19 protein-coding genes are annotated in these 20,889 nt (G+C 37.5%); 7 read left to right on the top strand and 12 right to left on the bottom strand.

The window, feature by feature from the left end:
- Window positions 1–61: 61 nt before the first annotated feature.
- The 9 genes from fabG to ACEXOE_RS10510 all read right to left on the bottom strand — a co-directional run bounded on the left by fabG (window position 62) and on the right by ACEXOE_RS10510 (window position 10,966).
- Entirely contained in the window at window positions 62–808 is a 747-nt protein-coding gene (fabG, locus tag ACEXOE_RS10550; protein WP_394748745.1) for a 3-oxoacyl-[acyl-carrier-protein] reductase, read from the bottom strand.
- 33 nt (window positions 809–841) lie between these two features.
- Window positions 842–3,808: a M16 family metallopeptidase gene (locus ACEXOE_RS10545; RefSeq protein ID WP_394748744.1), complete on the bottom strand. Its 2,967-nt coding sequence runs from the start codon at window positions 3,806–3,808 to the stop codon at window positions 842–844.
- Between the two features lie 132 nt (window positions 3,809–3,940).
- Window positions 3,941–4,813 carry a succinate--CoA ligase subunit alpha gene (sucD, locus tag ACEXOE_RS10540; RefSeq protein ID WP_394748743.1) on the bottom strand — a complete coding sequence of 291 codons (873 nt, stop codon included), beginning with the start codon at window positions 4,811–4,813 and terminating at the stop codon, window positions 3,941–3,943.
- A gap of 87 nt (window positions 4,814–4,900) precedes the next feature.
- Window positions 4,901–5,833, bottom strand: a complete 933-nt coding sequence (locus ACEXOE_RS10535) for a UDP-3-O-(3-hydroxymyristoyl)glucosamine N-acyltransferase (protein WP_394748742.1) — start codon at window positions 5,831–5,833, stop codon at window positions 4,901–4,903.
- Window positions 5,834–5,902: 69 nt separating this feature from the next.
- Window positions 5,903–6,469 carry an elongation factor P gene (gene efp, locus ACEXOE_RS10530; protein WP_394748741.1) on the bottom strand — a complete coding sequence of 189 codons (567 nt, stop codon included), beginning with the start codon at window positions 6,467–6,469 and terminating at the stop codon, window positions 5,903–5,905.
- A gap of 8 nt (window positions 6,470–6,477) precedes the next feature.
- Window positions 6,478–7,263, bottom strand: coding sequence for an acyl-ACP--UDP-N-acetylglucosamine O-acyltransferase (lpxA, locus tag ACEXOE_RS10525; RefSeq protein ID WP_394748740.1), 786 nt, complete (start codon window positions 7,261–7,263; stop codon window positions 6,478–6,480).
- Between the two features lies 1 nt (window position 7,264).
- Window positions 7,265–8,662, bottom strand: coding sequence for a bifunctional UDP-3-O-[3-hydroxymyristoyl] N-acetylglucosamine deacetylase/3-hydroxyacyl-ACP dehydratase (locus tag ACEXOE_RS10520; protein ID WP_394748739.1), 1,398 nt, complete (start codon window positions 8,660–8,662; stop codon window positions 7,265–7,267).
- Window positions 8,655–9,680 carry a UDP-3-O-(3-hydroxymyristoyl)glucosamine N-acyltransferase gene (gene lpxD, locus ACEXOE_RS10515; protein WP_394748738.1) on the bottom strand — a complete coding sequence of 342 codons (1,026 nt, stop codon included), beginning with the start codon at window positions 9,678–9,680 and terminating at the stop codon, window positions 8,655–8,657. The genes ACEXOE_RS10520 and lpxD overlap by 8 nt, the downstream gene beginning before the upstream one ends.
- Before the next feature lie 56 nt (window positions 9,681–9,736).
- Window positions 9,737–10,966, bottom strand: a complete 1,230-nt coding sequence (locus ACEXOE_RS10510; RefSeq protein ID WP_394748737.1) for an HD domain-containing protein — start codon at window positions 10,964–10,966, stop codon at window positions 9,737–9,739.
- Window positions 10,967–10,998: 32 nt separating this feature from the next.
- Here ACEXOE_RS10510 and porX point away from each other — a divergent pair, with 32 nt between their 5' ends.
- A complete protein-coding gene (gene porX / locus ACEXOE_RS10505; protein ID WP_394748736.1) occupies window positions 10,999–12,543 on the top strand; it encodes a T9SS response regulator signal transducer PorX in 1,545 nt (514 codons plus the stop codon).
- A 155-nt stretch (window positions 12,544–12,698) separates the two neighbouring features.
- Window positions 12,699–13,076: a hypothetical protein gene (locus tag ACEXOE_RS10500; protein WP_394748735.1), complete on the top strand. Its 378-nt coding sequence runs from the start codon at window positions 12,699–12,701 to the stop codon at window positions 13,074–13,076.
- Between the two features lie 26 nt (window positions 13,077–13,102).
- Here ACEXOE_RS10500 and ACEXOE_RS10495 read toward each other — a convergent pair whose 3' ends face one another.
- Window positions 13,103–14,341, bottom strand: a complete 1,239-nt coding sequence (locus tag ACEXOE_RS10495) for a hypothetical protein (protein ID WP_394748734.1) — start codon at window positions 14,339–14,341, stop codon at window positions 13,103–13,105.
- A gap of 51 nt (window positions 14,342–14,392) precedes the next feature.
- On the opposite strand from ACEXOE_RS10495, the gene ACEXOE_RS10490 reads away from it, so the two are divergent.
- Window positions 14,393–14,539: a hypothetical protein gene (locus ACEXOE_RS10490; RefSeq protein ID WP_394748733.1), complete on the top strand. Its 147-nt coding sequence runs from the start codon at window positions 14,393–14,395 to the stop codon at window positions 14,537–14,539.
- Between the two features lie 32 nt (window positions 14,540–14,571).
- Here the strand turns inward: ACEXOE_RS10490 and ACEXOE_RS10485 are convergent, their stop codons facing one another.
- Window positions 14,572–15,522: a hypothetical protein gene (locus ACEXOE_RS10485; protein ID WP_394748732.1), complete on the bottom strand. Its 951-nt coding sequence runs from the start codon at window positions 15,520–15,522 to the stop codon at window positions 14,572–14,574.
- Between the two features lie 307 nt (window positions 15,523–15,829).
- Here ACEXOE_RS10485 and tsaE point away from each other — a divergent pair, with 307 nt between their 5' ends.
- The gene (tsaE, locus tag ACEXOE_RS10480; RefSeq protein ID WP_394748731.1) at window positions 15,830–16,273 is read left to right on the top strand and encodes a tRNA (adenosine(37)-N6)-threonylcarbamoyltransferase complex ATPase subunit type 1 TsaE; all 444 of its coding nucleotides are present in this window, start codon (window positions 15,830–15,832) and stop codon (window positions 16,271–16,273) included.
- A gap of 92 nt (window positions 16,274–16,365) precedes the next feature.
- Here the strand turns inward: tsaE and ACEXOE_RS10475 are convergent, their stop codons facing one another.
- On the bottom strand, window positions 16,366–17,574 hold the full coding sequence (locus tag ACEXOE_RS10475; protein ID WP_394748730.1) for a lanthionine synthetase C family protein: 1,209 nt from the start codon (window positions 17,572–17,574) through the stop codon (window positions 16,366–16,368).
- Window positions 17,575–18,564: 990 nt separating this feature from the next.
- On the opposite strand from ACEXOE_RS10475, the gene ACEXOE_RS10470 reads away from it, so the two are divergent.
- From ACEXOE_RS10470 to ACEXOE_RS10460, 3 genes are all read left to right on the top strand, one after another.
- A complete protein-coding gene (locus ACEXOE_RS10470) occupies window positions 18,565–18,750 on the top strand; it encodes a hypothetical protein (RefSeq protein ID WP_394748729.1) in 186 nt (61 codons plus the stop codon).
- Between the two features lie 83 nt (window positions 18,751–18,833).
- Window positions 18,834–19,376: a hypothetical protein gene (locus ACEXOE_RS10465; protein WP_394748728.1), complete on the top strand. Its 543-nt coding sequence runs from the start codon at window positions 18,834–18,836 to the stop codon at window positions 19,374–19,376.
- 293 nt (window positions 19,377–19,669) lie between these two features.
- Window positions 19,670–20,869, top strand: a complete 1,200-nt coding sequence (locus ACEXOE_RS10460) for an alanine dehydrogenase (RefSeq protein WP_394748727.1) — start codon at window positions 19,670–19,672, stop codon at window positions 20,867–20,869.
- Window positions 20,870–20,889: the final 20 nt, after the last annotated feature.

Raw genomic sequence — 20,889 nt, 5'->3', positions numbered from 1 at the left:
GATATAAAAACGAAGTGCTGTATTATGAGGTGTCAGAACTTCAAATAACGGTTATCGGTCACTATGTCAACATTCCTCCGTCTACATTCAATACTTGACCTGTGACATAGAGTGACATATCAGATGCCAAAAACAAGCAGGCATTGGCCACATCAGTGGTTGTCCCCCCTCTTTTTAATGGAATGGCATCTCGCCAACCTTGCACCACTTTCTCGTCTAATTTTGCCGTCATTTCGGTTTCGATAAACCCAGGGGCAATAGCATTGCAACGAATATTTCTTGACCCCAATTCAAGGGCTACAGATTTAGTAAAGCCTATCATCCCGGCTTTGGAAGCCGCATAATTCGCCTGACCAGCATTTCCTTTTACACCAACAACACTACTCATATTTATAATGGAGCCCTTACGTTGTTTTAGCAAGGTTCGCTGTACGGCTTTGGTCATATTAAACACAGATTTCAAGTTAATTTCAATAACAGCATCAAAATCGGCCTCCCCCATACGCATCAATAAATTGTCTTTTGTAATACCCGCATTATTTATCAATACATCGATACCTCCAAAATCTTCCAATACCTGGGCTACCAATTCCGCAGCAGCTTCAAAGCTGGCCGCATTACTTTTATATGCCTTGGCATTTACCCCTTTGGCTTTCAATTCCCGTTCAAGTTCCAAAGCTGGTCCTTCACTGGAACTATAGGTGAATGCCACATTTGCGCCATGATCCGCAAAAATTTCCGCAATTCCTTTTCCGATTCCCCTACTGGCACCTGTAATGATGACATTTTTTCCTTCTAATAACTTCATTCTAGTATTCGTTTAAAAATGACCTTTGGTCGTTTATGATTTAATTGGCACTGGTTTTTCGTAATTAAACAAATCGTCAACATCTAGCTCCTGGATCGTACCCAACTTCTGTAAAGCCTCAAAGTTTACATCTTTTTTGTTTCCTATCACCATGACATTATATTGTTCCCCTTTAATATTGTTATTAAAGAATTCTTTTAAATCTTCCATGGTCATGTCTTTGATCGTGGAATACAATTCTTCACGATTATCATTATCAATGCCTCTATTCTTTAAGGATTCATAGGTCCAAAAAATGTTGGATTTTGTAATTCTTTGAGCCGCAATTTGTTTTAAAGTTGCCTCTTTCGCCTGATTGAACTGTTCTTCAGCCTCGGGCATATTGGTCATTAACTCCATCATTGCATCCACAGCCTCTGGCATTTTATTGGCCTGAGTGCCCATATAAGCCATTACATAGTCAGATTCTCCTTCTCTATTGGCCGGTTGATAGGCTGAAAAAGCAGAGTAGGCCAAGGATTTAGATTCTCTAATTTCTTGAAAAACAATAGAGGACAGTCCACTACCAAAATAGGTGTTGAACAGTCTTGAAACGGCCATTTTTTTGGGATCCAATTCCGACCCTTTTGCCAAAAGCATCATTTCACTTTGTACCATATCGTAATCCACGAAGAATACATTCCCTCCTGTTTCTTTCTCCACATAGGTTACTTTATCAGGATAATCTAAAAGTTCATCTAGATTTACTGTATGGTTTTTATCCAAAGATGCAATGGCTGCATCTACATCTTTTCCGTAGTAAAATGCGCGTTGCTTAAAGCCTCTCAACTCCTTTATTTTTGTCACTAAGCTTGCCGGATCAATTGCTTTTAATTCTGCTCTGGTGTAAATATCACGTAATCTAGAATTTTCACCATATTTTCCATAGTTAAAAAGACCATTCCAGAAGATATTTCCTTTTTGTGTCTTTCCATCTTCCCGTCCTTTAAGAATTTGATCCACATACTTATCGTAGGACTCTTGATCAGGCACAGCATCTGCCCATAGGTGTTCCACGAGGTTAAGGCCAGCATCCAAATTTTCTTTTAGACCAGAAAAGCCCACATACGTTTTGTCATTAGCGGCACTGATATAATAGCTGATTCCCAATTTGTAGAATTCTTGCTTTAATTCCTCAGGAGTGTATTTGGAAGTTCCCAAATAATCGAGATACCCTGCCGCCAAGCTCAATTGTTTGTCGTTGTCCCTGCCCATATCAAAAATAACATTCAAATTAAAGATGTCATTGTTAGGGTTTTCTATATAGGATACTTTCAATCCGCTTGCCGTTTCACGCTCTTGAATGGCCGTTTTGTAATCTACATACTGCGGCTTTAGTTCTGAAGCGGTAAGTTTGTTGAATTCTTTCAGGAATTCAGACTCTTTACCTCTATTTAATTCAATAGGGGTGATACCCGGGTTCTCTACTTTTACAATATTTGTATCCTCTCCTTTTAACTTATGTACTTCCACGTAGTTATCCCCATACATGGTATTGGCAAAGGCAACAATATCTTCTTTGGTGATCTTCTTCATCTCATCCAACATCTGTAGACGGCTTTTCCAATCTTGGAAACCAATAAAGGCATCCAAATAGGCATAGGCCGTGGCGCTTCCGTTTTCATACTGTTGAATCTGGGATAATCTCAAATCGTTTACCACCGCATCAATGATCCAGTCTTCAAATTCCCCTTTTTTAATCTTTTCTATCTCTCCCAATAACAACTCCCTTACATCATCCAGCGTCTGCCCTTGTTTAGGCCTCCCTGTCAATACATGCATTCCGTAATCATTGTCAAAATTGGTAAAGGAAGAAGCACTTTGCACTAGCTGCTTCTGATTTAGATCCAAATCAATTAGGCCGGCACTGGAATTTGCCAGAATATAATCGATTAAGGTCACAATGGTTTCATGCTTAGAGCCTTTTCCTTCTGTTCGATAGGCCACATATAGTGATTCTGCAGTTGGCCCGTATACTTCTTTTTTAATTGGAGCGGTAATTGGCGCTTCTGGTTCAAAGGTAGGATGGGACACTTCCTTTTTTTGATAACCGCCAAAAGCATCGTTTACCTTAGCGATAGTAGCATCAAAATCCAAATCCCCTACTAGAATCACTGCCATATTATTTGGCACATAGTAGGTACTGAAATAATTATGAATAGCCTCCATGGAAGGATTCTTCAGGTGCTCGGATTTTCCAATGGTCGATTGTGTACCATACGGGTGATTCGGGAACAATCCTTCCAATAGAGCAAAATAGTGTTTTCTTCCGTCACTATCCTGACCTCTATTGAACTCTTCGTACACCGCTTCCAATTCGGTATGGAACAATCGCAGTACCAGTTTGCTAAAACGTTCGCTTTCAATAGTCAACCATCGATCAAACTCATTGCTGGGTATCTTGTTCACATATACCGTCTGTTCATTGGAAGTAAAGGCGTTGGTCCCTTCAGCACCTAGGGAACTTACCATTTTATCATACTCGTTCGCAATAGAGATTTTTGAAGCTTCCAAAGAGACTTCATCGATCTTCTTGTAGATTTCTTTTTTCTTTTCAGGATCCTGTTCTGCCTTATGCGCTTCGTACAAGTCCGAAATTTGCTTTAGAAAAACAGCTTCTTTTTCATAATCCTGTGTTCCTATTTTATCTGTCCCTTTAAATACCATATGCTCTAAATAATGAGCCAAACCAGTATTGTCTGCAGGATCATAGGTAGAACCGGCCCGTACTGCGATCAGTGTTTGTATTTTAGGTTCTTCTTCGTTTTTTCCAAGATATACCTTTAATCCATTGTCCAAGGTGTACAATCGCAGACCTGTGGGGTCATTTGAAACCGTTTCATAGGTAAATCCTTCTTCATCGGTATGGGTGCTCACTACTAATTCGTCAGACGAAGAGTTACTCTTACATCCAATCAACAGTACTGCACAAGCAATAATAGATAATCTGATTCTTTTCATGCGATTTTTTTTAGGTTCATTAATTATGGTTAGGATAGCTGCAATTAAAAACAAAATCCATCGACTTAAATGTAAGACCGATGGATTCAATTCGTTGTTTTATTGTATAAACTTTAACATTTAAACTGCATGTTAAGCCATTACTTCTTTCACTTTTTTTCCTATTTCCGCTGGGGAGTCCACTACATGAATACCACAATCCCTCATGATGCGCTTCTTGGCCTGGGCCGTATCATCACTACCTCCAACAATAGCTCCTGCATGTCCCATAGTCCTTCCTGCAGGTGCTGTTTCTCCTGCAATAAAACCAACAATAGGTTTATTGCTTCCACTGGCCTTATACCACTGCGCAGCATCCGCTTCCAATTGTCCGCCAATTTCTCCAATCATCACAACACATGAAGTTTCCGGATCATTGATCAATAACTCTACTGCTTCTTTGGTAGTGGTTCCAATGATAGGGTCACCTCCTATACCAATAGCTGTAGTTATTCCCAGTCCCTGTCTTACCACTTGGTCCGCAGCCTCATAGGTCAATGTTCCCGATTTGGAAACAATACCAACATTCCCTTCCTTAAACACAAAACCGGGCATGATTCCCACTTTTGCCTCACCTGGCGTAATTACACCGGGGCAATTAGGGCCTACCAAACGACAATCCATCTCCTTAATATAGTTCGACGCTTTCACCATATCGGCAACAGGAATCCCTTCTGTGATGGTAATAATTACCTTAATTCCTGCATTAGCAGCCTCCATAATGGCATCGGCAGCAAATGCCGGTGGCACAAAAATAATTGTAGTATCGGCGCCTACTTTTTGCACCGCTTCCTCTACGGTATTGAATACAGGTTTTCCCAAATGTTCCTGACCACCTTTCCCTGGGGTTACACCACCAACGATATTGGTTCCATACTCAATCATTTGTTCTGCGTGAAAAGTACCTTCACTACCTGTAAAACCCTGTACTATTATTTTGGAATCTTTATTGACTAAAACACTCATTATGTATACTGATTTATTTTTTTAGCTGCACAAAAATAGAATTTTGAAAACGATTTATAAAGTATTCTTTCGCTTATTCCCAAAACTTTATTCTTCTAAACGTTTAAGGATGTCCGGAATCTGTTTTATATAGAACAACTCTTTCATTTTATCTCTTGCTTCAACAGCAGGACTTCCAAAATAGGTTTTACCACCTTCAAGCGATTTAGAAATACCTGCCTGTGCATAGACAACAGCTTTTTCACCTATAGTTATGCCACTAATCACACCTACTTGACCCCACAGGGTCACCTCATCTTCTATAACTACACAACCGGCAATACCGGTTTGCGAAGCAATCAAACATTTTTTTCCAATAACCGTATCATGACCTACATGTACTTGATTATCCAACTTACTTCCTTCTCCAATAGTAGTATCTCCTGTAACGCCACGATCTATAGTGCAAAGTCCGCCAATGTCCACATGATCTTCAATAACCACACGTCCCCCGGATTTCAATTTATCAAAACCTTCAGGCCTATTCTTATAATAAAAGGCATCAGGCCCCAATACTGTCCCTGCGTGAATGGTAACATGATCTCCAATGACACAATGATCATATATAGACACATTGGAATGAATAATACAATTTTCCCCAATAGTAACATGGTTTCCAATAAAGGTATTTGGCTGTATGATCGTATTTTTACCAATTTTTGCAGAAGGTGCAATACCTACGCTCGACCTTTCAAAAGGTTTGAAAAACTGTGTAAGCGTATTGAAATCGCGAAAAGGATCATCTGAAATCAAAAGCGCCTTCCCTTCAGGACAGGCTACTTCTTTATTGATCAACACCACTGTAGCCTTTGAGTTTAAGGCTTTGTCATAATATTTAGGATGATCTACAAAAACAATATCCCCAGGTTCAACCACATGAATTTCATTCATTCCCAACACTGGAAAATCGGCAGCCCCCTTAAAGTCTGCGTTGATAATTGTAGCGATCTGTTGCAAAGTGTGTGTAGTAGGAAATTTCATGGAAGACAGATCTATAGGTCCAATACTTTATTTTTAAATATGCAAAGCGTAATAGAAAGCAAAAGATTTTTATTCTTTGATGCGTTCCATATAAGTTCCTTTCTCCGTTTCCACTTTAATCTTATCCCCTTCATTAATGAAAAGTGGGACATTTACCCGAGCACCGGTTTCTACGGTTGCAGGTTTGGTTGCATTTGTCGCCGTATTCCCTTTTACACCGGGTTCCGTATGGGTTACCTCTAAAATAACACTTGCCGGCATGTCTACGGATAGCGGCATACTATCTTCGGCATTGAATAAAATGGTCACTACTTCTCCTTCTTTAAGCAAACCCGGAGCGTCTAAGGAACTTTCTTCCAAAGTAATCTGATTGTAATCACTCGTATTCATAAAGTGATAAGTTTCGCCTTCGGCATAGAGGTACTGATAGGAACGTGTCTCTACCCGTACATCATCTATTTTATGCCCTGCAGAAAAGGTATTGTCAATGACTTTTCCCGTGGTAACGCTTTTTAATTTTGTACGAACGAAAGCTGGACCTTTCCCAGGTTTCACATGTAAAAATTCAATAATTTTAAAAATATCATGATTGTATCGTATGCACAATCCTTTTCTAATGTCTGATGTAGATGCCATAATTTCTTTTAATTTGTACTAAAATACCCTTTCATAATTCCACGCTGGGAATCCCGGATAAATTGTAAGATTTCATCTCTTTCCGGCGTAGCTTCCACTTCCGCCTCAATAATCTGTACCGCTTGGGTATTGTTATAATTCTTTTGATATAATATCCTATATATATTCTGTATTTCCCTAATCTTGTCGGAGTCAAACCCTCGTCTTCGCAATCCCACTGAATTGATGCCCACATACGACATAGGTTCCCGAGCTCCCTTTACATACGGAGGGACATCTTTACGCACCAAAGAACCTCCGGTTACAAAAGCATGGTTGCCTACGGAAACAAATTGATGCACTGCCACCAAACCGGCAAGAATTACATTATCGCCAATCGTTACATGTCCGGCCAAAGTAGAATTATTGGAAAAAATACAATTGTTGCCAATAAAGCAGTCGTGTGCAATATGACAATAGGCCATAATAAGACAATTCTTCCCTATCACGGTCTTCATGCGATCGGAAGTTCCCTTATTAATCGTAGCACATTCTCTAATTGTAGTATTGTTTCCAATCTCTACTGTAGTTTCTTCGCCTTTATATTTAAGATCTTGCGGGGGAGCGGATATAACGGCTCCAGGAAAAATATTGCAATTTTTTCCGATCCTCGCACCTTCCATAATGGTAACATTAGATCCGATCCAAGTCCCTTCGCCAATTTTAACATTATTATGAATGGTCGTAAAAGGCTCCACTACTACGTTTTTCGCAATTTTGGCTCCTGGATGGATATAGGCAAGCGGTTGATTCATTTTATTTCTTTTTTGCGATTTGTGCCATCATTTCTGCTTCACAAACCAGTTTCCCATTGGAATATGCATAGGCTTGCATATGACAAATACCTCTTCGTATAGGGGTAATTAAGCTACAATGGAAAATCAATGTATCTCCTGGAAGTACTTTCTGTTTAAATTTCACCTTATCGATTTTCATAAAAAACGTAAGGTAATTCTCTGGGTCCGGAACCGTACTTAACACCAGTATACCCCCGGTTTGCGCCATAGCTTCGACCTGCAATACTCCTGGCATTACTGGCGCTCCTGGAAAATGTCCCATAAAGAAAGGTTCATTCATGGTCACATTTTTCATTCCCACGACATGATTGTCCGAAAGTTCTAAAATACGATCGATCAATAAAAAAGGAGGTCGATGTGGCAACATGGCCATGATTTGATGGATGTCCATCAAAGGTTCTTCTGTAAGATCGAATTGCGGGACTTTATTGCGTTTTTCCAGTTTAATGATCTTTGCAATCTTTTTGGCAAATTGTGTGTTTACAAAATGTCCGGGTTTGTTTGCAATTATTTTTCCTCGAATACGCGTACCGGCCAATGCTACATCTCCAATAACATCCAGTAATTTATGCCTTGCAGCCTCATTGGGCTGATGCAAGGTCAGATTATCCAAAATACCATTGGGCTTCACCGATAGTTTTTTCTTTTTAAAGGCTTTCTCCAAGCGTTTCATGGTTGCTTCGGAAATCTCTTTATCTACATATACAATGGCATTGTTGAGATCTCCTCCTTTAATCAGTCCATGTTCCAAAAGCATTTCCAGTTCATGTAAAAAGCTAAAGGTACGGGCGTCCGCAATTTCCGTCTTAAAATCGGACAAACGCTCTAAAGTGGCATTTTGAGTTCCCAAGACTTTCGTTCCAAAGTCGACCATGGTCGTTACTTGATACTCTTCTGAAGGAATGATCGTAATCTCACTCCCTGTGGCATCATCTCTATAAGAAATGACATCTTTGACAATATACTCTTCCCGTTCTGCCTCTTGCTCCACGATTCCCGCCTTCTCCAAGGCTTCCACAAAAAATTTGGAAGAACCATCCATAATGGGAGGTTCGGGCGCATCCAATTCAATAATGACATTATCGATTTCCAAACCAACCAAGGCCGCTAAAACATGTTCAGAGGTTTGAATCTTAACCCCTCTTTTTTCCAAATTGGTACCGCGTTGCGTATTCACCACATAATTGGCATCCGCTTCAATAATCGGTGCCCCTTCTAAATCAACTCTTTTAAAAGCGTAACCATGATTTTCAGGTGCGGGTATAAATTTCAGGGTAACATTTTCCCCAGTATGCAATCCTACTCCACTAAGTGCAGCTTCTTTTGCAATTGTACGTTGTTTTGCACTATTACTCACCGTTAATTTTTTTTTCTATTTGGTTGATTTTAGTTATCGTTTTTGGCAAATTCTTGAAATGCACATAGGATTTGTTGTAATCCCCATACGCAATGGCAGGTGATCCTTGCAATACTTCATCATCTTTTACATTTCTTCCTATTCCGGACTGCGCCTGTATCTTCACCCTATCCCCTATCGTAATATGTCCTACAATGCCCACTTGTCCTCCGATCATGCAATGCTTCCCTATCTTGGTAGAACCGGCAACACCTGTTTGTGCTGCTATGGCCGTATGTTCCCCTATCTCTACATTATGGGCAATCTGAATTTGATTATCGAGTTTTACCCCTTTTCGCAGTATTGTTGATCCTAAGGTAGCGCGATCGATCGTTGTACCAGCACCTATATCCACATTATCCTCAATAATGACATTTCCGGTTTGCGGGATTTTATTGAATTCCCCATTGGGTTGGGGTGCATAACCAAATCCATCCGCGCCTATAATAGCACCACTATGAATCATACAATGGTCCCCGATACGGGTTTCCGAATAGACTTTGGCCCCGGCAAAAATGATTACATTACTTCCTATGGTAACATTATCCCCTACATATACATTGGGATAAATTTTAACATTATCCCCAATGCTGACATTATTTCCCAGATAGGAAAAAGCTCCCAAGTAAAAATCTGCACCATATGTAGCGGTTTCCGATTTAAATACCGGTTCTTCAATCCCTACTTTATTATTCTTTACCTGATTGTAGTATTCCAATAACTTGGAAAAGGATTCGTAGGCATCTTCTACTTTAATCAATGTAGTATCTAACTCTTGCTCTGGAACAAAGTCCTTATTGACAATAGTAATCGATGCTTTTGTTGTATATATATAAGGTGTATATTTTGGATTGGCCAAAAAAGTAAGGGAGCCACTTTGCCCCTCTTCTATTTTCGCCAATTTATCCACAGCTATTTCAGGGTTTCCTTCGACCTCCCCTTCCAAAATACCTGCAATCTGACTAGCTGTAAATTTCACACGTTGTAGTTTTATCCTCTGTTTTTGGTTTGCGGGAACAAAAGTAAGAAAAATTGTTAAACCCCTTCCTTAGGGTAGCACATATAATATTTGGTTACTTTCTTGGATAATGTGCGTGCATTTAATTGATCCGAAAGTTTGGCCACATCCGTTATTTTACCACTTTTAGCTAGAATTTGTATTCTTTCCTCCTCCTGATTATAGGCCTGATTTTCTATTTTGCCCGAAAAAATGAAATACGAAGCCTCTTCCTCGGAAAATTGCTTTCTGGTTTTAAGAGCTTCCAAACGTTTTTGAAGTTTAGCCTTGGATATGGGTTTATTCTTGATTTTAATATGCAACAACTTCCTATTGATGATCATATCGCAGAGCTCGGACAACACGGCATCATCGTGCTTTCGCCATGTTTTTATGGCCGATAGCAAATCAATATCGTCCAGTTGGGCAAAAGTATGCAATACTTCAGGTCCAAAGGTAGCTGCCTGAATGGTGTGTTTCATAAAGAAGCTCAAGGCCTCGCTACATTCCAAGGGAACCCCTTTTTCAATCAAAAATTTAGCCCTGCGCATGGTATTCACCAGCAGTTGTTCGGCCACTAAAGCGGTTTTATGAAGATAGACCTGCCAATACATAAAACGGCGCGCCATTAAAAATTTCTCTACCGAATAGATACCTTTTTCCTCGATCACCAAACTGCCTTCGGACACATTGAGCATGCTGATAAGCCGTTCAGAGTTGATATTTCCTTCAGATACGCCGGTATAAAAACTATCCCTTTTTAAATAATCCAACCGATCCATATCTAATTGACTGGAAACCAACTGATTTAAAAAGTTTTTGGGATACTCCTTCTTGAAGATCGCGATCGCAAGCGTTAAACTTCCGTTAAACTTCTTATTCATCGCTTCCATAAAGAGCAAGGATATCTCTTCATGACTTACGCCTTTTACGATACTGTGTTCCATAGCATGGGAAAAGGGTCCATGACCAATATCGTGCAATAATATGGCACACAACAAACCTTCTTCTTCCTCCTCAGTAATCTCAACATCCTTAAAACGAAGTACTTGTATTGCCTTTCGCATTAAATGCATGCTCCCCAAGGCGTGATGAAAACGCGTGTGATGCGCCCCGGGATATACCAAATACGACAAGCCCATTTGGGAAATTCTACGGAGTCTTTGGAAATAAGGTTCTGCGATAAGGTCAAAAATAAGCGTACTTGGAATTCTAATAAATCCGTAAATTGGATCATTGAAAATCTTAAGTTTGTTTGATTTTATCAAAATAGATTTTTAGCAACAAATATAAGCACTAAATGAACAAGATAACAATACTCTGGGTTGATGATGAAATTGATTTGCTTAAGCCACATATTCTATTTTTAGAACGTAAGGACTATACCGTAGTCACCTGCAAAAGTGGACAAGAAGCCTTGGAAGAAGTGGCCAATACCAGGTTTGACATTGTTTTTTTAGATGAAAACATGCCCGGTATTTCAGGATTGGAAACTTTGAATGAAATAAAGGTCATAGATGCTACTCTTCCCATTGTGATGATTACCAAGAGTGAGGAAGAGTTCATTATGGACGAAGCCATTGGTTCCAAAATCGCAGATTATCTGATAAAACCTGTAAACCCCAATCAAATTCTACTCTCCCTAAAGAAAAGTTTAGATCACTCACGCCTTGTTTCCGAAAGAACTACGGCCAATTACCAGCAAGAATTTCGCAAAATAGCCATGGACCTCTCCATGGTGAATTCACATGAAGAATGGGCGGACCTCTATAAAAAACTTATTTACTGGGAATTACAGTTGGAAGAGATCGAAGACTCCGGAATGTTTGAAATTTTGGAATCCCAAAAAATAGAGGCCAACAATCAGTTTGGGAAGTTTGTCGACAAAAATTACGAGGATTGGTTCCACGATGACGAAGGCCCCGTAATGTCCCATACCCTTTTTAAAAAATTGATCCAACCCGAAATAAAGGATACGCCCACCTTGCTGGTGGTCATTGACAATTTACGTTATGATCAATGGTTAGCCTTTGAAGACACCTTCAATTCTTTCTATAAAAAGAAGAAAGAATGTAATTACTACAGCATATTGCCCACAGCGACCCAATATGCCAGAAATGCCATTTTTTCGGGGCTTACCCCTTTGGATATGGAAAAAAAATATCCGAATTGGTGGAAAAATGACACCGATGAAGGAGGTAAAAATTTGTATGAGGATAAATTTCTAGGAGAACAAATCAAGCGCCTTGGGCTACATCTAAAATGGGAATACCACAAAATCAGTAGTCTTAAGCAGGGAAGACATTTATCACAAAACTTTAAATCGCAGAAAGAAAATGATCTCACGGTAATTGTTTACAATTTTGTGGATATGCTCTCACATGCAAAGACCGAAATGGAAGTAATCAAAGAACTAGCTTCCAACGACAAAGCCTACCGTTCCCTTACGAACAGTTGGTTTAAAAACTCTCCTTTGTTAGAAATTATACAGCAGGCCCAGCAAATGGGGCTAAAGTTAATTGTGACCACAGATCATGGAACCATTAATGTAAAACAACCTTCCAAAGTTATCGGCGATAAGGACACCAGCCTAAATTTAAGATATAAAACCGGAAGGAGTTTAACCTATGAAAATAAGGATGTCTTAGCTGCTTCGAACCCAGAAAAGCTATTTTTGCCCAAAATTAATGTGAGTAGTTCCTATATTTTTGCAAAAAATGATCTATTCTTTGCTTATCCGAACAATTATAACCATTATGTAGGCTATTATCGAAACACTTATCAGCACGGTGGAGTGTCTTTAGAAGAAATGATAATTCCCTTTATAGTACTGGAACCGCGATAGTTACCTTATAAATCAAGGTTTAGAAAAGAAGATATAAGGTAGGTTGATTCTTACTATTTTTATCACAAGATTGAGCAATTATTTTATATGGTTATAGAATTTTTGTATATTAGCGGAACACTAAACCAACTACTAACTGATAAATTTATACTAAAATGATTAAAACTATTGACCGTCTCATGCAATTTATCCGATATGCAGGATTAAGTGCACGTAAATTTGATCTCTCTATTGGTGCCGGTAACGGATACACCCTCCGAATGCAAAAAAATCACGCCTCTATTGGTAGTGATGTCATTGAAACCATTTTAAGAACTTACCCTCAACTTAACGTCGTTTGGTTGATTACGGGCGAAGGCGAAATGTTGAAGAAGAAAGAAGACATTCCTGGTTTCGATCAATTGCCCAAGGAAAAGCAAAATGAAATTGAACACATCATTGAGCAAAAGGTAAGAGCTCGTCACGAAGAGCAATTACAACAACTTTTGAGAGAGGTTACCGCTGAAATCGAAAAGAAGAAAGAAAATAAATAGACGAGTTTCCTAAAACGCGTCTTTTTTTATTCTTTTCTTTCATTAAGCTGTTCTTCTAACTTTTTTCGGAGTTCTAGTAGCGCATTTAATTGTTCCTTAGCGGTTTCTTCAGAAACCACTTCCTTTTGTAATGCCGTAAATTTAGATCTCGTATCCTCAATAAGGGAGTTGGATTTCTCCAATTCCCCTAATAGGGACTCTATCTCTTGCGTTATGTTTTCATAGACATCCAATATTTTTGATTGGTACTTTACTGCCCTAGAAATAATGAATAAGGCCAAAACTACGAGTAAAATGGTAGGCAATGCCTTTATGTATGCAATTTCATCTACACTGGAGTTGGGATTATCGTCCATGGTTGATCGCCATAGTTGAAAAGTAAAAATAATCAAAGGAGACAAGAGTGCATAGCGCCACCAATCTTTGGAGGTACTGAACCAAATAAAGAGAATAATAAGGCTTGCAAGCTTTATTCCCAGGTACCACATAAAAATAGAGACCTGCGGAAAACCGTAACTTTCTATACAGATAAAATAAAGGTCAATACTCATTTCATTGGCCGATATGGTCTTGTGAAAAAGAAACAAAATGGGAATAATCACGATCATAATCACAATGATCACAAAATCGACGCGCCTTCTCTTTTTAAATTGCAGCCCATCCCCTATAATAGTATCATTGATTTCCGATTCCAATAAGGATTGCGTATACAATAAGTTCTTTAAATACTCCCTATCCTCTTCCGGTTTCCGAACAAACTGTGTTCGCATACGATTAACAATGGCATAGTAGAATTCCTTAGAACCAATATTCAGTTTTATTGGAGTCACTTTAATCTTTCGGAAACTATAAGCATTTAAAAAACGAATCAGCAATAAAAATACGGTAGTCGTAATGGCAGCAAATACAATGATGTGTTCCTGTATAAAATCGGGATACACAAAAGTATCCTTCATAAAGGTATAGGTAATGACAAATAAGGGAAATAGAATAAAATGACGCCACCAATAGCGTGTATTAAAATACCAAATTAGTAACAAGAGCATGGGCATGACATGCATCAACACCACCCAAATGAATACACTATTATCCTTGTAGGGATGCACATAGGCATATCCAAACAAGCTTAGAACATTTGTTTTTTCGCTAAAAAAAATATGTAGGTACAGTACAAATGGCAACACCAGCAGTACCAGTATGACTCCTATGTCCCAGATATACTTAAAGCTCCAAAAGGATATTTTTTTTCCACTAATGTTCGACATGCACTACAAGCTAGTAATTGAATTACAATTGTACGTTTTTTAATCGATGAAATGAAGCAGATTATCTATAATCTTAACCAAATTCATGAAATACGACCTAAAAATCATAAGGATATTGCCCATAAAATCTTGATGTTTTACGAAAATAGGACTCTATATTTGAAAGGCTTAAGTGCTGTGGGGGAGTATTTTACGTAAACTAAAGTACTGGTAAAAGGATAGAAGAATATTTACTTTTCCAAAAGCTCATCCTCTAAGCGTTGTTTTAAGGAAAGGAGGTCATCCAATTGCTTTTGTTTTGCTTCATTGGAAGCCACTTCTACCCGTAATCTTTCCAAGGCATATTTATCTTGTTGCACTCGGTTTTCATCCTGTTGTTTTTGCAATAACTCCTCAATTTCATCCACAATCTGCTCCTGTACATCCATGATTTTGGATTCATAACGCATTGTTCTTGAAATAAAAATTAAGGCAAGCAATACAACTGCCAAAATAGGTAATGCTCTTAGATTTTCCCAACCTTCCAAAGAATCCAACCCTTGAAAGATTTCCCATATCTGATAGGTGTATAAAAAAATAGGAGAAAGAATAGCATATTTCCACCAATTTCTCGAAATAGAAAACCAAATGCAAAGCGGTAATAAAATTGCCAGTTTTCTGGAAAAATACCAAAAGAACGCCCAGAAACTAAAGAAACCATTTCTTCCTAAAACTATGAAACCTAAATCTAATTCCATAAGCTCCTTTTCCATAAGGTCATTTAATCTATAAAATAGATACACTCCAATCAACACAGATACAATGTACCATTGAATAGTCTTACTTTTCAATTTAAAAGAGGATAGTTTAGAAAAACCATATTTCATTTGTCGATTGCCTAGAACAGTCTTCAAATGATATATGTTTTTTAAATAATGAGAAAATCCTAAATCTTTTTTTTCACCTCTGATACCATATAATTTATCTATTAAAGAGTCATAAAATCTTTTACTTTTTAAATTTAAGTAATACTCAAAAGTATTTTCAAGAATAATTCGTTTTCGATTTTTTTTAGAAAAGACAAAATCAAGAATAACAACTATTAGCATTCCAGAAATAGTTGATATCCAAACATTTATATTTGGTTTATTCAGAATAAAATCTGGCATTATAAAAATCAAACTTCGTAAAAAAATGGACATTGGTAGTAGAATGAGATATCTCCATTTATAACGGGATGTAAAAAACCAAGTCAATAATAACGTAATCGGTATAACATTGCCCAGAATCATCCAAACAAAATTGCTACTTCCATCAAAATCATGATAAATAGAGATTCCGAAAATGTTCAAAGTTCTAGAATCAGTATCGAACAACAGATGGAAAAAAATAAAAAAGGGTGCAAAAAAAATCAATAACGCCAAAAGAAGTTCTTTTAAGTATATTTTACTCCAAAAAAAACTTCTTTTTCCTTTTATATTTGTCATATAAAATATGAATTAACACACAATGGTACGTTTTTTATTTGAAGATATGAAACAATTTACCTATACCTTGGATCAACTTGCAGATTTGGGGCGACAGATTTTAAAGAACTCCCCTTCTAAAACCTTGTGCTTCCATGGAGATATGGGTGCTGGAAAAACCACCTTGATCAAAGCCATGGTACAGCAATTGAGCGGGGAAGAAATTGTGAGTAGCCCGACTTTTGGTATCGTGAACGAATACCACTATTCAGATGGCCAATTATTGGGCTATCATTTTGATTTTTATCGTTTAGAAGATGAAACCGAAGCTCTGGATTTAGGCTTAGAGGATTATTTGTCCTCTGATGCCTGGGTTTTTATGGAGTGGCCGGAGAAAATCACTTCCTATGTCCCCGAGGATGCTGTTCATCTTTATATTACTATTATCGATGAGCGTACCCGTGAAATTCAAATGAAAACCTCATGATCCAGAAAAAGCTGATCATGAGGCTCTAAGTTAAGGTAATGAGCAAACTATACATCTCTCGACTGCGCTCGAAGATATGGAGTTTATGAATTTTAGCTTATCAATAGGCATTCATCCCATTTAAAACGTTTCTTGGATAAATAATTGATGATTGTCAAACCAATCCCTGCAATACCTTCTAAAAGTGATAATTGGGAAATCCAAGTTTTTCGAGAATTGCACCATTGTTTGTATCCCGCATACCCATCCTTGTAGACTGCTTTTTGCATCCCATCTCCCAACCAAAATTCGGACATGCGTTGAAACAATTTGTTCCTACCCGAAATGTTCTGATACATCAAGGCATTACCAAAGGATCCATGGCAGACTCCGGCATCTCGCACTAAAGTATCCTGAGGTGTTTTTCTCTCAGCGGTATGCTTAAAAATAGTATAGGCTTTTTGTTTTAAACTACCGTCTTTAAGCACTTTACTTGCTCTTAAGAGGGACAATCCAATTCCCAAATCTCCATAACACCAAGAAATTCTACTATTATATTGTATTGATTTTTCCTTTTCAATGGCTGATGGAAATAGAGAAAGACTAGTTTTTTTGTCACTTTCTGTACTCAATACAAAAGCAATACTGCCTTTAAGTAATTTTTCGGTAGATTTTTTAAAAACTTCAAATTGATGTAGGCGGGATAAAAAATTAATAATACTAGCTATCCCATGAGATAAGCCCAAATCAAAACCTTTAACCCCAGTTTTTACATTTAGTGTAGATTCCCATTTAAAAGTCTTTCCTTCTGTAATCATTGAGTTTTCTAAGCCCGTAACCAAGCTTAATAGGTATTTTTCATATTTCTTCTTTAAATGTAAATCGGATGTATTATCGTATCTACTTAAAAAATAAAAGCCATAGCCCAAGGCACCATGTAAGAAATCAAAATTTCCAAGTTTTAGCTCATATCGCATTTGAGCATAGAGATATTCATCAAAAGGCGAAAGAAACGCATCCGTATCCACATCTAAGAATCCATTAATTTTCAGATGTTGAACAACCCAACATAAACCGGCAATTCCATCACTGTAACTAGGAGAATCATAGCCGTTATTTATTTTTTCAATTCCATTAACGATCATTTCCGTTGCAATCTCGGCACATTCATTACTGTCGATATATCTTGAATAATAAAACTGAAATAACGCAATTCCAGATATTCCAGTCATTATCCCGATATCCGATGTTCTTTTATATTCTTTTCGTAAAATTCTATCTATTTCTTGAACTTTTTGTTTTTGGTCAGGTATGTTTGTCATAAAAAAATTAAAATAGTGTTCTATATACTTTGATTTCTCCATATTGAATGATATAAATTAATCCTATGGAGAAATCAATGTCACTACAATTGAATATTAAATTCTTAATGTTAATTCAATATTCAAAAGAGAGTTCTTATTACTAAATAAAGTCACACTTATTATCTCTAGTAGCTTTTGTTTTTGTATTTGTCCCTCCCCCAACAATCTTTGTCTGTTGAAGTCTGCTAATTCTTTTCTTTTGTAATAGGGAATTTTTCAATGTTTGTTTTTTCATATTGTCCATGTTTTTAAATTAATATGAAACAAACATAGAAAATAATTTATATTTACACAAATTTTTTAGTGAAATATTTCTACAAAATAAGATTTTAACCTATATCATTCTACGAAAGAGCTACCCCCAAATAACTAGATATAACATCTTTTTAACAATTGTTATTCAGTAATTTATAATTTCTATATTCTTTTTAAAGTAGAACTTTCGAAACCTTTTTCATCTCTGATTTCGTTTAAATCTAATTAAGTGAATATATTCTATATTTCGAAAATTACAATGAACTCTGTTAGGTGATAGGTATATCCCTTAGAGGTATGGATTTAAAAAAATTATTTGGTCTTCTAAACGGATATAAAATTGAGGTTAAAATGGGGTTAAAAACGCCATTAGGAAAGCACTTACAAGATCACTTTAGCATCATGTTTCGCTAATTTACTCTACTTTAAGTAGTTAGCGATTAAAAGCATTTATTTGTTATATTTTCTTTCAATAAAAAACGCTAAATCTTTAATTCTAAAAGGTGTACACATCGCTAGAAATTTGTTTTTATTGCAGTCTTGGTCGTAAAAACTTATTTTTTCGATGAAATGCATGTTTTAAACGTTGAAATGCAAAATTTTAACAAATTCGTGTGAAATGTTAGTCGTTTTTTTCCTACGTTTGTTATGAAAATGAATCAAATCTTTAATTAACTAAAACTTTTTATTACGATGAACACGAAAAGAACACTATTTGGCGTCTTGGCATGCCTAGTGTTTACCTTTGCCGCCGTTTCTTGTACTTCTACTACTGAAGACGAGTTATATGAGCAAGGAGTAGACAAAACAAAAATTAGAATAAATAAGAACAACGCTCAAGGAGTCGATAAGACGAAAATTAGAGTCCCTGGACGATAGTCTTAGTATTCTTAATAATTTTTTTTAAAAGAGTAATCAATAAATTACTCTTTTTTTCGTTGTAAAGAATATTAATTCGAATAATGAGAGAAAAACCAAAAAGAAGTAGGCAAGCAAAAAAGAGAATTTTTATAGAGTCTCTTATAGCTTTTCTAATAGTTGTTTCACCATTTATATTTAAATTACATCAATACCTTCCAATAGATCCTGAAGCTACCATAAATGTTTTTGGTTATTCGATTGATAGAAATGGTTTCGAAGATTTAAATACTTATGCATGGTTTTTGTTAGGAAAACTAGTCCCTCTTTATTTATTGGTTATTTGGTTTCTAACCTGCAAACATTGGTGGTATCACATCATTTTGATTCCTCTTTTGATGTATGCCTTCCAAATTTTTGAAGTAATTTACTCTGATGATAATTTCGTTGATACGGAAAACTTATTATGGTTACTTCCTGTTTGTATGGTTGTTATTCCCTTTGTCTATCTTATAAGGGTCAAATTATATGATAAACATGTTCACGGTATCGATTTGGAAGCCATGGACGCTGAACTCAAAGAGCTTAAGGAAAAGGAACGTCAACGCGAATTGAAAAGAGAAGAAAAAGAGAAAAGAGCTTCTTAATACTTCTAAAAGTCAACTGCATTATTCCCATTTTGTTCAATTCTTCACTTCTAATTGACTTCTAAATTTTGCTTTGTATATATTTCTCTCCGAGATAAGGTCCCGCTTCTACTACACCTGCCTAAGTGTAAGTGTATTTCCTTATTATAGCGTTTGCTATTTTCATGGACCACCCCCTTTAAACCTATGCTGTAGCATCTGTGCTGTTTAAAATAGTATCATTTTTACCAAAAAAAGCGTATTTTTATAATTACATTTTTTGGACCACCAACAATCCGTAGCCACAGCACTCTATGAATCAACCTTCCTCTCCTTTTAGCAAACAACAACTGCTGCCTCAAGAAGAAACTTTGGAAATCTTAAAACAGAAAGGAGAACTCTTTATTGGTATCCCCAAAGAAACCCAACATCAGGAAAAACGGATTTGCCTGACTCCGGATGCCGTCAATGCGATTACAGCAAACGGACACCGAGTACTCATAGAATCAGGTGCTGGGGAAGGGTCTAATTTTACCGATAAGGATTATACCAATGCCGGAGGGGAAATTTCACGAGATACCAAGAAAGTACTCTCCTGCCCTATTATTCTTAAAGTGGAGCCCCCTACCCTTTCGGAAATTCAGATGATGAGTCCGCAAGCGACCTTAATTTCGGCCTTGCAAATCAAAACCAAATCCAAACGTTATTTTGAGGAATTGGCCAAAAAACGCATTACGGCCATTGCTTTTGAATACATCCGGGATGAAGATGGGAAATACCCTGCCGTTAGATCCCTTAGTGAAATTGCAGGTATCTCGGCCGTATTGATCGCTTCTGAGATCATGGCGGCCACGAACCAAGGGAACGGATTGATGTTTGGGAATATTAGCGGAGTCCCGCCTGTAGAAGTCGTCATTATTGGTGCGGGTACCGTAGGGGAATTTGCGGCACGCTCTGCCTTAGGGCTCGGCGCCAATATCCGAGTATTTGACAATTCCATTACCAAACTGCGCAGTATTCAAACGAATTTAAAACAGACCGTTTATACTTCTACCATACAGCCCAAGAACTTGTTAAAAGCCTTAAAACGCTGTGATGTCGCCATCGGAGCCGTACGTGGTAACGATCGCTCTCCGGTCATTGTTTCCAGTACCATGGTGGAGCATATGAAGAAAGGTTCCGTTATTATTGATGTGAGCATTGATATGGGTGGTTGCTTTGAAACTTCGGAAGTAACGACCCACGACCATCCGACGGTGGAAAAGTTTGGTGTATTGCATTATGGAGTACCCAATATTCCTTCCCGTTACCCCAAAACGGCTACCTTATCCATCAGCAATATCTTTACACCTTATCTGCTTAAAATTGGAGAAGATGGTGGCCTGGAAAGCGCCTTGCGCTTTGACAAAGGGCTCCGAAATGGTCTTTATATGTATCATGGCGTACTCACCAATAAGTCGGTCGGGGAATGGTTTGACCTTTCCTATAGCGATATTAATTTTCTGATTTTTTAAACGTACAAACAGGCTAAATT

The sequence above is a fragment of the Spongiimicrobium salis genome, assembly GCF_043678055.1.
GTDB classification, from domain to species: domain Bacteria; phylum Bacteroidota; class Bacteroidia; order Flavobacteriales; family Flavobacteriaceae; genus Spongiimicrobium; species Spongiimicrobium salis.
The sequence above is the reverse complement of the archived record's forward strand: the minus strand, read 5'-3'. Positions and strand labels throughout refer to the sequence as shown.